This window comes from Bacillus sp. FSL K6-2819 (assembly GCF_038008305.1).
Classification (GTDB): Bacteria; Bacillota; Bacilli; order Bacillales; family Bacillaceae; genus Bacillus; species Bacillus amyloliquefaciens.
Window position 1 is genome coordinate 3,585,960 of the sequence record NZ_JBBOYV010000001.1, and the last position, 12,600, is coordinate 3,598,559.

The 12,600-nt window shown below is 46.2% G+C and carries 12 protein-coding genes and 1 pseudogene; 1 reads left to right on the forward strand and 12 read right to left on the reverse strand.

Translation table 11 applies throughout. The features are described from left to right. Positions 1-55: 55 nt before the first annotated feature. The 10 genes and pseudogenes from malS to spo0F all read right to left on the reverse strand — a co-directional run bounded on the left by malS (position 56) and on the right by spo0F (position 9,473). Positions 56-1,753, reverse strand: coding sequence for an oxaloacetate-decarboxylating malate dehydrogenase (malS, locus tag MHH91_RS18770; RefSeq protein WP_013353927.1), 1,698 nt, complete (start codon positions 1,751-1,753; stop codon positions 56-58). 276 nt (positions 1,754-2,029) lie between these two features. After that, positions 2,030-2,620, reverse strand: a complete 591-nt coding sequence (locus MHH91_RS18775) for a thymidine kinase (protein ID WP_014471156.1) — start codon at positions 2,618-2,620, stop codon at positions 2,030-2,032. An 83-nt stretch (positions 2,621-2,703) separates the two neighbouring features. Beyond that, positions 2,704-2,904, reverse strand: a complete 201-nt coding sequence (rpmE, locus tag MHH91_RS18780) for a 50S ribosomal protein L31 (protein ID WP_003151132.1) — start codon at positions 2,902-2,904, stop codon at positions 2,704-2,706. 122 nt (positions 2,905-3,026) lie between these two features. After that, positions 3,027-4,313 (reverse strand): transcription termination factor Rho, encoded by a 1,287-nt coding sequence (gene rho / locus MHH91_RS18785; RefSeq protein ID WP_003151107.1) that lies wholly within the window; start codon positions 4,311-4,313, stop codon positions 3,027-3,029. A 39-nt stretch (positions 4,314-4,352) separates the two neighbouring features. Continuing rightward, positions 4,353-4,520: pseudogene (locus MHH91_RS20870) on the reverse strand (hypothetical protein). A 201-nt stretch (positions 4,521-4,721) separates the two neighbouring features. Continuing rightward, positions 4,722-5,687: a class II fructose-bisphosphatase gene (glpX, locus tag MHH91_RS18790; RefSeq protein ID WP_014471158.1), complete on the reverse strand. Its 966-nt coding sequence runs from the start codon at positions 5,685-5,687 to the stop codon at positions 4,722-4,724. A 33-nt stretch (positions 5,688-5,720) separates the two neighbouring features. Continuing rightward, a complete protein-coding gene (locus MHH91_RS18795; RefSeq protein WP_013353930.1) occupies positions 5,721-7,010 on the reverse strand; it encodes a UDP-N-acetylglucosamine 1-carboxyvinyltransferase in 1,290 nt (429 codons plus the stop codon). A 297-nt stretch (positions 7,011-7,307) separates the two neighbouring features. Further along, a complete protein-coding gene (gene fsa / locus MHH91_RS18800) occupies positions 7,308-7,946 on the reverse strand; it encodes a fructose-6-phosphate aldolase (protein ID WP_013353931.1) in 639 nt (212 codons plus the stop codon). Between the two features lie 118 nt (positions 7,947-8,064). Continuing rightward, entirely contained in the window at positions 8,065-8,922 is an 858-nt protein-coding gene (locus MHH91_RS18805; protein ID WP_013353932.1) for a class II fructose-bisphosphate aldolase, read from the reverse strand. Positions 8,923-9,098: 176 nt separating this feature from the next. Then, positions 9,099-9,473, reverse strand: coding sequence for a sporulation initiation phosphotransferase Spo0F (gene spo0F / locus MHH91_RS18810; RefSeq protein WP_012118670.1), 375 nt, complete (start codon positions 9,471-9,473; stop codon positions 9,099-9,101). A 164-nt stretch (positions 9,474-9,637) separates the two neighbouring features. Between spo0F and MHH91_RS18815 the strand changes: the two genes are divergently transcribed. Beyond that, complete coding sequence (locus MHH91_RS18815; protein WP_013353933.1) at positions 9,638-10,159, forward strand: DUF2529 domain-containing protein; 522 nt, start codon at positions 9,638-9,640, stop codon at positions 10,157-10,159. A gap of 46 nt (positions 10,160-10,205) precedes the next feature. On the opposite strand, the gene pyrG is transcribed toward MHH91_RS18815, so the two are convergent. Beyond that, complete coding sequence (pyrG, locus tag MHH91_RS18820) at positions 10,206-11,813, reverse strand: glutamine hydrolyzing CTP synthase (RefSeq protein WP_013353934.1); 1,608 nt, start codon at positions 11,811-11,813, stop codon at positions 10,206-10,208. Between the two features lie 240 nt (positions 11,814-12,053). Continuing rightward, positions 12,054-12,581: a DNA-directed RNA polymerase subunit delta gene (rpoE, locus tag MHH91_RS18825; RefSeq protein WP_013353935.1), complete on the reverse strand. Its 528-nt coding sequence runs from the start codon at positions 12,579-12,581 to the stop codon at positions 12,054-12,056. Positions 12,582-12,600 lie beyond the last annotated feature (19 nt).

The following is a 12,600-nucleotide window of genomic DNA, read 5'->3' on the forward strand; positions in this document are numbered from 1 at the left end:
TACTTTAGCCTTTAGATAAAAGCTTTCCCTCGGACTGTAAAATTAATCGTACAAATTATTTAGCTACAACTTGTTTATATTGCGGTTTCCACATTGCATCAAGAACGGCTTGTTCCACATTTTCAGGAATGCGGTTTGCCACGCCTTCTTTAATTGCAGTTTCCGCTACGGCGATCGCAACTTTAATTGAAACTTCTTGTAAGTCGCTCATGCTCGGCAGAAGGCCTGCACCCGGTGTTTCAAAATCAACGCTTTCTGCGATTGCGTCAGCAGTTGCCGCAAACATTGCAGGAGTAATCACTTTCGCTTCTACAACGATTGAACCAAGACCAAGTCCAGGGAACGCGAATGCGTTGTTAGATTGTCCGATTTCATGAGAAACGCCATTGTACTCGACATTGTCAAACGGGCTTCCTGTCGCCACAAGCACTTTACCGTCAGTCCATTTGAAAAGATCGCTAGGAACGGCTTCAGCAAGCGGTGTCGGGTTAGACATCGGCATGATGACCGGACGCTCAACGTGTTTAGCCATTTCTTTCACGATTTCTTCACTGAATGCGCCGCTTTGGCCTGATGTACCGATTAAGATAGTCGGTTTCGCTTGACGGATGACTTCAATGAAAGGAATTTGTCCATTTTCATCGCGTTTCCAATCTTTAATTTCTTCAGCTGTACGCAGGTACGGCTGTTGGAAATCAAGAATGTTTTCCATGCCTTCAATCAGCAAGCCTCTGTAGTCCATTGTGTAGAACGCTTTGTTGGCTTCTTCTTCAGAAAGACCGGCAAGCACCATAGTGTCGCGGATTTGGTCAGCGATTCCGATTCCGGCAGATCCCGCACCGAAGACAACCACACGCTGATCTTTAATAGACGCGCCTGTTTTCTTCATAGCCGCAAGAACACCTGCAAGCGTAATCGCACCAGTTCCTTGAATGTCATCGTTGAATGTAAGAATTTCGTGATTGTATTTCTTCATGATATTGCGCGCGTTTTTGTTTCCAAGGTCTTCCCAGTGAAGAAGAGCTTTAGGGAAATATTTAAGCGCAGCTTTTACATAAGCGTCAATGAAAGCTTCGTAACGTTCGCCTTGGATACGTTCATGGCGGTTACCGATGTATAAAGGATCGTTCAGAAGTTTCTCGTTGTTTGTACCGACGTCAAGAACAACAGGAATAACACGGCTTGGGTCAATACCGGCAGCAGCTGTGTATACGGCTAATTTACCGATGGCGATGTTGATACCGCCTACGCCCCAGTCACCGATTCCGAGGATGCTTTCTGAATCTGTCGCAACGATCAGATCAATATCGCCCGCAGTGGCATGAAGATTTTCAAATGCTTCTTCAATTCCTTCCACATTGTCGATAGAAAGGTAAATTCCTTGAGGTCTTCTGTACTCATGGCTGTATTCTTGAATCGCTTCACCGACAGTCGGTGTGTAAACAACCGGCAGCATTTCACGAAGATGGTTTTGAAGCAATTTAAAGAAAAGAACTTCGTTACGGTTTTGCAAATCGTTCAAATACACGTTTTGGCGAAGGCGGTCCGGCTGAGCCTGAAACTGCTCGTATGCGCGTTTTGCCTGCTCATCAAGAGACAGAATTGTCGGAGGAAGCAGCCCGTCTAATCCAAGGCTTTTTCTTTCCTCTGCTGAAAACGCAACACCTTTATTTAAAGTAGGGATAGATAGAACTTCTTTTCCTCTTAAAGTAGTTTCTAAGTTGCCTTCCTTCGTTACTTTAATATTATTCAAGAAAATCTCCTTCTTTCTTCAAATAGTTAACAAAGTTAAGTAATTACCCGTTTTGGCTAGTGCGATCGCGATCTGCTATATCTTTTTTTGACAATTATTCGAACAATGTCTCATAACTATTTACATTACTTAGTCATTTTATGCCTGTAAAAATGAAAATTCAAGAGATGAAAATTACTTAATTTTTTCATACTCTTTTTTAAATTATTTAACTACAATTTTTGAAAAAACGATAAAAAAACACCGGATTTTTTTCCGATGTTTTCATGAAAAGGGTTATTTATCAGTCTGTTTTTTCGGGACTTCGTGATGATGTCTGCATCTCGCTTCGTATGACTCCGACGCGCCGACTAAAATGACCGGATCATCATAGGAAGCGGGCTTCCCGTCAATTAAACGCTGCGTACGGCTTGCCGGTGACCCGCAGACAGAGCAGACCGCCTGCAGTTTCGTTACCGATTCGGCAACCGCCATCAGGTCCGGCACAACGCCGAACGGCTCTCCCCGGAAATCCATATCAAGTCCGGCCGCGATGACACGATAGCCTTTATCAGCAAGCATGGATAAATCATCAATGATTGATTCGCCGAAAAACTGCACTTCATCTACCGCGATGACGTCCGTGCTTTCACTGATATGATCCCATATTTCAGCCGAGGACGAGATGACGTGGCTTGTCATGGATGTGCCATTGTGAGAAACGACGGCTTCCTCACTGTAGCGATTATCAATGGCAGGTTTGAACACCTTGACTTCCTGCTTCGCATATGTCGCCCTTTTCACTCTGCGGATCAGCTCTTCTGACTTTCCAGAGAACATGCTGCCGCATATCAGCTCAAGCCATCCGCTTTGCTTCATTATGTACATAGGCTATCCGCTCCCCTTTTTTCCTGTTTATAGACATAAAAAACAGGCAAGAAGCAATTCTTGCCTGCCTGTAAAATCTATTATTACTTAAGACCGTATTTTTTGTTAAAGCGATCAACACGACCATCAGCAGAAGCGAATTTTTGACGTCCAGTGTAGAATGGGTGGCATTCAGAGCAAATCTCAACGCGTACCTCTTCTTTTACTGAGCCTGTTTCAAATTCATTTCCGCAAGCGCATTTAACTGTTGCTTTTTTGAAATTAGGATGAATTCCTGCTTTCATTGTATCCATCTCCTTCCGCCCTGAATCCCGTGTGGAAACAGAGTTATTATTCCGGATTGAATCCGGAACGCATATGAGAGAATTATATCAGTCATTTACTGCATTTGCAAATACATTTTTTATCAGCGGCGGGCTGATGATGAAAGGTTTGCCTGCTTCCATTCTTGGTTGATCAGATCGAAGAATTCCTGATTCGTTTTCGTTTTTTTCATTTTTCTCATAAACTTCTCTGCGAAGTCCGGAGAATCAGACATCGATTTGCGGATCGCCCATAAACGGTCAAGATGCTCTTTCGGCACGAGCAGTTCTTCCTTCCGTGTGCCTGAGCGGCGGATATCGATCGCCGGGAAAATCCGTCTTTCCGCAAGAGAACGGTCAAGGTGAAGCTCCATGTTGCCCGTTCCTTTAAATTCTTCATAGATGACGTCATCCATCCGGGAGCCCGTGTCTACGAGCGCCGTCGCCAAAATGGTCAGGCTGCCGCCCTCTTCAATGTTTCTCGCGGCTCCGAAAAAGCGCTTCGGACGATGGAATGCAGCCGGGTCAATACCGCCGGAAAGCGTACGTCCGCTAGGCGGGATGACAAGGTTGTAGGCACGCGCCAAACGGGTAATGCTGTCCATCAGGATGATAACGTCTTTTTTGTGTTCAACGAGACGCATCGCCCGTTCCAGCACAAGCTCAGCTACCTTGATGTGATTTTCCGGCACTTCATCGAACGTCGAGCTGACGACATCGCCCGCTACGGAACGTTCAATATCCGTTACTTCTTCCGGTCTTTCGTCAATTAAGAGAACGATCAATTCAGCGTCAGGCTGATTTGTCGTAATGCTGTTAGCGATTTCTTTTAACAGCATAGTTTTACCGGCTTTCGGCGGCGCTACGATCAGACCGCGCTGGCCGAATCCGACGGGAGCCATCATATCGAGAATTCGTGTTGAGAGATAATTCGGTTTCGTCTCGAGCACCATTTGGCGATCCGGGTAAAGCGGAGTCAGCGCAGGAAAATGGACGCGCTCTTTCGCAGATTCCGGATCATCACCATTTACCGCTTCAACGTGCAAAAGTCCGTAATAGCGTTCGTTTTCTTTCGGCGGGCGCACCTTGCCGGATACTTTGTCACCGTTTCTTAAATCAAAGCGGCGGATCTGGGAAGCAGAAATGTAGATGTCTTCTGAGCTTGGCGAGTAATTAATCGGTCTGAGGAAGCCGAATCCTTCCGATTGGATGATTTCGAGCACGCCTTCCATAAACAGAAGATCCTCCTGCTCGGCGTTGGCTTTCAGTATCGCAAAGATTAATTCTTTTTTGGTCAGTTTGCTGTAGTAGGAGATTTTATAATGTCTTGCCAGTTCGTATAGTTCTTTTAATTTCATATTTTCCAAAGAGGAAATAGATACGTCTTTCATAAAAACACCACGCTTTTCATAGTCAATGTATTGCTGTTTTCATTCAAAATCGGCTGCTTTGCATGATTCCGCCAAAGCACATTCTTTTATAAAACGTTCAGGAACTTCTATCGGTAACACTTCCACCCATGATCGGCGCTTTTTTTAAAAAAGGAATGTCTTAATGAGTTTTGAAGGAAGCGAGGACAAAAACTTGAGAAGATCAATATTTATATCGTCTGTATGCGGTAGAATTTGAAAATTTCCCAGTACTCAAAAGAAGGAATTACACAGAAAAATCGCAGCACTCTTTATTTTTACCTCATTTTAAAAAATTATTCAACTTAAATAATGCTTTGACATATAAATGATAGGGTTGACTCTTTTTTGCAAAAGAAAAGCGGGACTTCCCGTCCCGCTTTTCTCTATTTATGGCCGGATGACAAGATTTGGTTTCTTCTTCAGGCTGTGCCTTCCGTCAACGAATCGGACCGTTCCTGATTTCGCCCGGATGACCAGACTTTCGGTCGTGCCGACGGAGCCTTTGAACTGAACGCCTTTCAAAAGCTCTCCGTCCGTTACGCCCGTTGCGGCAAAAATGGCGTCGTCACCTCTCACAAGGTCCTCCAAACGGAGCACTTTGGACACATCAAGGCCCATCCGCTCACAGCGGGCTTGCTCTTCTGCACTTTGCGGACGAAGCCTGCCGATGATTTCTCCGCCGAGCGCTTTTAACGCAACGGCAGACAGCACGCCTTCAGGAGCCCCGCCTGAACCGAAAAGAATGTCTACGCCCGTATGGTCAAAGGCCGTATTGATGGCGCCCGCGACATCACCGTCATTGATCAGTTTGATCCTGGCGCCCGCCTCACGCAATTCAGAGATGATTCTTTCATGTCTGTCACGATTTAAAATGGTCGCCACGACATCTTCAATGTCTTTGTTTTTCGCTTTCGCAACAGCTTTTAAGTTATCAATGACAGGAGCTTCGATATCGATGCAGCCTACCGCTTCAGGTCCGACCGCGATTTTTTCCATATACATATCAGGAGCATTCAGCAGTGTTCCATGATCAGCGACCGCGATCACCGTCAGTGCATTCCAGCCGCCGCTGGCTACGATGTTTGTGCCTTCAAGAGGATCGACGGCGACATCGACGCGGGGGCCGTATCCGTTTCCGAGCTTTTCGCCGATGTAAAGCATCGGCGCTTCGTCCATCTCGCCTTCCCCGATCACGACCGTGCCTTTCATCGGCACCGTGTCAAACACGTCACGCATTGCGCTTGTCGCCGCATCATCGGCTTCATCCTTTTTCCCGCGGCCCATCCATCTGGCAGATGCTAAAGCCGCCGCTTCAGTAACTCGAACCAATTCCATTGATAAGCTTCTTTCCATTTCAACACGATCTCCTCTCAAAAGTCCGCATTTCTATGAATTTTGCAGCTGTTCTATTTCTTCGTCCGTCAGCCCTTGCCGCCAGATTGTGGCGCCCAGACCTTCGAGTTTTTTCTCAAGATTGCTGTAGCCGCGGTCCAAATGCTCAAGACCGGTAATTTCGGTTACGCCGTCAGCCATCAGCCCTGCTACGACCAGACAAGCGCCCGCCCGCAGATCGCTCGCCTTTACTTTTGCGCCCTGAAGCTCGGCCGGACCGGTGATAATAGCCGATCTGCCTTCCACTTTCATGTTGGCGCCCATCCGTCTCAGTTCATCAATATGTTTAAATCTGGCCGAGTAGATGGTATCAGTCACGACGCTCGTGCCGCTCGCTCTCGTTAACAGAGATGTCATCGGCTGCTGAAGGTCAGTCGGGAATCCCGGGTAAACAAGCGTTTTCACGTCGACCGGTTTTATCTGCTTCTGCCCGCCGAGCATGAGCAGCTGATCATCACTCGTCTCAATGTGAAAACCCATTTCCCTGAGCTTTGCCGTTAAAGACTCCAGGTGAGTCGGTATGACATTATCAATAATGACTTCTTTCCCCATCGCGGCGCCGGCGATCATAAAGGTGCCCGCCTCAATTCTGTCCGGGATGATGGTATGCCTGCATCCGTGCAGCTCTTTCACGCCATCGATTCTGATCACATTGGTTCCGGCGCCTTTTATCTTTGCGCCCATGCTGGTGAGCAATGTGGCAACATCAATAATCTCAGGTTCCTTGGCGGCGTTTTCTATCACGGTTTTTCCTTCAGCCAGTACAGCGGCAAGCATGATATTGATCGTCGCTCCCACGCTGACGACATCTAAATAAATCCGTGCGCCTCTCAGCCTTTCGGCGCGCAGATAAATCGCGCCTTGTTCATTGGTGACTTCTGCCCCAAGCGCCTCAAACCCTTTTATGTGCTGGTCTATCGGCCGCGGCCCGAGATGGCATCCGCCCGGCAGTCCGATGACCGCCTGCTTGAAACGCCCGAGCATCGCACCCATTAAATAATAGGAAGCCCGGAGTTTTTTCACTTTGCCGTTAGGAAGCGGCATGCTGATCATCGGTGAAGGATCAACGACCATTTCTCCTTTTTCAAAATGGACGTTTCCGCCGATTTCTTTCAGCAGGTCACGCAGCGTTTCAATATCTGAGATCTCCGGAAGCCCTTCAATCGTTACTTCGGAATTTGCCAGAATGGTTGCGGGTATCAATGCGACGGCGCTGTTTTTCGCGCCGCTGATATGTACGGTTCCGTTCAACGGGTCGCCGCCGGCAATATTCAACTTTTCCATGATAGTCTCCTTCCATAAGAAGATAGCTGCGGAGCGTAAATAAAATGGCATTTTATTCTGTCTCTGCAAATAAAGCTCTTGTCCAAAATGTAGCCAATTCGAAGAGAAAGAATACAAGGACATTATAAAATAACAGGAAGAAAATAGCGAAGCTTTGCGGGGCATTTTTAACATAGGATGCACAGAGACCCGCCGGGTTTACATTCCGGGGAACTTTGATATTGAAGGCCCGCCGTCAAACAGGAAAACATAAGGGTGCGGCAAACGGATGCAACCGGTTTGCCGCCCTTTTCGCCCTTATTTATTCCAGTCTGCCAAGAATTGCTCGATGCCTTTATCCGTTAACGGGTGCTTTGTCAGCTGGTGAATAACTTTCAGCGGCATCGTACCGATATGGGCACCGCGTAAAGCGGCTTCAGTCACGTGCTGCGCATGACGGATGGAAGCTGCGATGATTTGTGTATCAATGTCATGAAGGTCAAAAATCTGTCTTATTTCTGAAATCAGTTCAAGACCGTTATGACCGATATCATCCAGACGGCCTAAGAACGGAGAAACATAAGTCGCTCCGGCTCTGGCGGCCAAAAGCGCCTGGTTGGCGCTGAAGATGAGCGTCACGTTTGTTTTAATGTTCAGGTCGCTCAGCGCTTTTACGGCTTTTAATCCTTCAGACGTCATCGGAATTTTTACCGTGATATTCGGCGCGATTTTCGCAAGTTCTTTACCTTCTTCAATCATTTCTTCAGCGTTCAGGGAAATGACTTCCGCGCTTACAGATCCTTTCACGACTTCCGTAATCTCACGCAGTCTGTCATGGAAAGACACGTCAGCTTCTTTTGCCACTAAACTAGGGTTTGTCGTAACTCCGGCAAGAACGCCAAGTTCATAAGCTTCTTTAATCTCGTCAATGTTTGCTGTATCAATGAAAAATAACATAAGGAAAGCCTCCCCAGTAATAAATTTTCAGAACTGTAAAACATGATTGCGCTTTCTAAAGGTAAGACATAAAACCGCCTGTCAAAGCTGTCAGGCGGTTATGGGTGTTACATTTGGATTAAGCTTGGTTTGAAGAACCGAACTCACGCATTTTGCCGATAACCGTTTCTTTGATCGCTTCACGAGCAGGTCCAAGATATTTACGAGGATCGTATTCGTTCGGCTTAGCTGCCAATGTTTCGCGGACAGCTTTTGCAGAAGAAATTTGGTTCTCAGTGTTTACGTTGATTTTAGCCGTACCAAGTGAGATTGATTTTTTAATGTCGGCAGTCGGAATTCCTGTACCGCCATGAAGTACTAACGGAAGGCCGGTTGTTTTGCCGATGTCTTCCATTTCTTTGAAACCAAGGTTCGGTTCGCCTTTGTAAGGACCGTGAACAGAACCCAATGCAGGTGCAAGGCAGTCGATGCCAGTGCGCTCTACAAGTTCTTGACACTCTTTAGGGTCAGCATAGATTACGCCTTCAGCGATAACGTCATCTTCCTGTCCGCCGACAGTTCCGAGCTCAGCTTCAACTGAAACGCCGTGGAAATGAGCAAGCTCAACCACTTTAGCTGTAGTTGCTACGTTTTCCTCAAACGGATGGTGAGATGCGTCGATCATTACAGAAGTGAAACCCGCATGAATCGCTTTCGCACAAGATTCAAAGCTTGAACCGTGGTCTAAGTGAATGGCAACAGGTACTGTCACTTTGTATTCTTCCATAAGAGCTTTAACCATGGCAACCACTGTTTTGAAGCCGCCCATGTAGCGTCCCGCGCCTTCTGAAACACCAAGAATAACCGGGGATTTTTCCTCTTGTGCTGCTTGTAAAATAGCTTGAGTGAACTCAAGGTTATTTAAGTTAAATTGTCCAACAGCATATCCTTTTTCTTTAGCTGTATTCAACATTTCCGTCATTGAAACTAAAGGCATGTCGAAAGTCCTCCTTATGTAGCCTGATTTGCTTCTTCTCGAAAAAAGCTTTCCACCCTATAGCATGACCATAAAAACCTGTCATATGTAAAACAACAGATCGCTTTTTCTCCATCTCTAGGATACCAACTTTTCGACAAATCGGCAACACAATGACATAATTGTTTCTAATTTTATTAATTCGATTTTAGAGGTAAATATTTTTTCACTGCGTCTCTGATCTCATCAATGTCAAAAGGTTTGGCAAAATGGGTCAGCGCGCCGAGCTCTTTTGATTCCTTAATCATATCGAGTTCTCCGTAAGCGGTCATAATAATAACGCGAATGGATTCGTCGATCATTTTCATTCGTTTGAGAATTTCGATTCCGTCCATGCCGGGGATTTTCATATCTAAAAGCACGAGATCGGGCCGTTCCTTCGTTACGATGTCCAGCGCCTGAATGCCGTTGGCAGCCTGAAACGTCTGGTACCCTTCTTTATGAAACACTTCATTGAGCAATATACGTATACCGTATTGGTCATCTACGATTAAAATCTTTTCATTCATCATTTTACACCCCAATATTATCATTTTCGTCAAAAGTAAGCAGTTGTTTATGTATTCTGTTTGATTTTCACATTTCCTTTAATTATAATAGTCTACTTTCCGACATTTTCTGAGCATTTTCTCTTTTGTTGTATACTGTTCTTGTATGTGTAAAGGAGGTTTCACTCATGTTAAAGATCTTTACGACGCAGCTTGCAGGCATTTTTTCCCGCATTCAGGATAAGGAATCCGAAGCAATAGAAGACGGCGCGCGGCTGCTGGCGCAGGCAGCCGTCAGCGGCCATTCCATTTATTTATACGGCGCAAATGAGATGCAGGGCATTTTGTGCGAGGCGGAACTCGGCTCCGAACCGATGCCTGCCGTCAAAGCGTTTCCGGATACAGCTGATTCGATTACAGAAAGCGACAGAGTGCTGATGTTCTGTTCGAGTCCGGGCACGGCTGAGGAACAGGCGCTGGCTCAAAAGCTTTATGAAAAAGGCGTCGGCCTCGTCTGCGTATCTCCCGTCATCAAGGACCAAACCGGGATTGAGGAATTTTGCGATGTTCATATTGACAGCAAATTAAAAATGCCGCTTCTGCCCGATGAAGACGGAACAAGATACGGGTTTCCTTCATTAATGACAGGCCTGTATATCTATCACGCACTGTCCTTTACGTTAAAGGAAATGATGCAGGAATATGCCTAATGCAGAAAAAAGACTTGCCGCTTAACGGAGGCAAGTCTTTTTTTTATTACTTCTCTTCTGCAGCTTGTACGGAAGCGCCGATAAAGTCTTTGAATAAAGGCTGAGGTCTTGTCGGTCTTGATTTGAACTCAGGGTGGAATTGGCAAGCGACATACCAAGGATGGTCTTTCAGCTCGATGATTTCCACAAGGCGGCCGTCAGGGCTTGTGCCTGAGAACACAAAACCGTTCTCTTCCATTTGCTGTCTGTATTCGTTGTTGAATTCATAACGGTGGCGGTGGCGCTCGTATACCACTTCATCCGCATAGGCTTCGAAAGCTTTCGTGTCTTCCTGAAGCTTACAAGGGTACAGTCCGAGACGAAGCGTTCCTCCAAGATCCTCGACATCTTTTTGTTCAGGAAGAAGGTCGATGATCGGATAAGGAGTAGACGGATCGATCTCCGCAGAGTGAGCCCCTTCCAGACCTAATACGTTTCGGGCATATTCAATGGATGCAATCTGCATACCGAGGCAGATGCCGAAGAACGGAATTTTTTGTTCACGCGCATACTTGGCGGCGATGATTTTTCCTTCTACGCCGCGGTCTCCGAAACCGCCCGGCACGATGATTCCGTCTGTGCCGCTTGTCAGCTCTTGAATATTGCTTTCTGTCACTTCTTCAGCGTTAATCCATTTGATCTTCACATCGGCGTCAAACGCATAGCCCGCGTGGCGGAGTGATTCAACGACTGAAATGTAAGCGTCCTGAAGCTCGACATATTTTCCGACGAGACTGATTGTAATGGTTTTAGACAAGTTTTTCACTTTCGTGACAAGGTCTTTCCATTCCGTCATATCTGGTTCTTTGCACTCTAATTTCATATGATCGCAGACAAGCTTATCGAGTCCCTGCTCCTGAAGGTTAAGCGGGATGGAGTAAAGGTTGTCCGCATCTTCACATTCGATAACCGCTTTCGTGTCAATATCGCAGAACAGTGCGATTTTATCTTTCATATCTTGAGAAATCGGCATCTCTGTGCGCACGACGATGATATTAGGCTGAATGCCTAGGCTTCTCAGCTCTTTTACGCTGTGCTGCGTCGGTTTTGTTTTCAGCTCGCCCGCCGCTTTGATGTACGGCACAAGCGTACAGTGGATGTACATCACGTTTTCGTGGCCGATGTCGCTTTTCATTTGACGGATGGCTTCCAGGAACGGAAGAGATTCGATGTCTCCGACTGTTCCGCCGATTTCAGTAATGACAACATCCGCGTTTGTTTCTTTGCCGGCACGGTAAACGCGGTCTTTCAGTTCATTTGTGATATGCGGAATGACCTGCACCGTTCCCCCGAGGTAGTCCCCGCGGCGTTCTTTTTTCAAGACGGCAGAGTAGATTTTACCGGTCGTCACGTTGCTGAATCTGTTCAGATTAATGTCAATGAAACGCTCATAATGCCCTAAGTCAAGGTCAGTCTCAGCACCGTCATCGGTAACGAATACCTCACCGTGCTGATACGGGCTCATCGTTCCCGGGTCAACGTTGATATAAGGGTCAAATTTTTGGATAGTGACGCTCATGCCTCTGTTTTTCAAAAGGCGGCCCAGTGATGCTGCCACAATTCCTTTTCCGAGTGAAGATACAACTCCCCCGGTTACAAAAATGTATTTCGTCATTTCGTTTGCTCCTCTCTTCGGTCTGCGCTACATTCTTTAAAATGTGCCGTTTTATAGAAAATCATTTCACTAAAAACAAATGATGTGTAAAAGAATTTGGGAGATGAAAATAAGAAAGCTCCCTTTCAATTTCTTGAAAGGGAGCGTAGCACTCTTATGAATTCTCTTCTTTTTGAAGAGCCCAAAATACATACTACATAGTTCGACAATGAAAGTCAAGATCGTTTTGCTGATATGGGATCAGTCTTTGCGATCCTCGTCTTCATCATCATATTCTTCCTCATCTTCTTCAATCATATCGTCTTCGATCTCAAGCTCGTCGTCATCTTCTTCATCGATATCTTCGTCGTCAAAGCTGTCTGCGTCAAGGTCAATATCTTCTTCCATTTCATCGAGATCGATGTCGTCTTCATCAACTTCCTCGAATTCGTCAAGATCAAGATCTTCCTCAACGGCTTTTTTCGCTTTTTTCTTTTTCGCTTTTACAGTCGGCTGTGTTTCTTCGTCCAGCTGATCGTACGGATACCAGCTGCGAAGCCCCCATGTCTGGTCTGACAGAGCAATGAAGCGGCCGTCAATGTTGAGGTCGGTATAAAATTGGGCGATACGGTCACCCAGTTCCTCTTTCGTAACACCGAGCAAGGAGATAATTTCATTCAGCAGCTCCTGGAACGGAACCGGTTTTTTATGTTCTGAGAAAATTTCGTGAGCGATTTCAACTAAAGCCATCTGCTTCAGCTGTTCCTGAGAATATTGTTTGATACTCAAGGTCGGACACTCCCTTTCT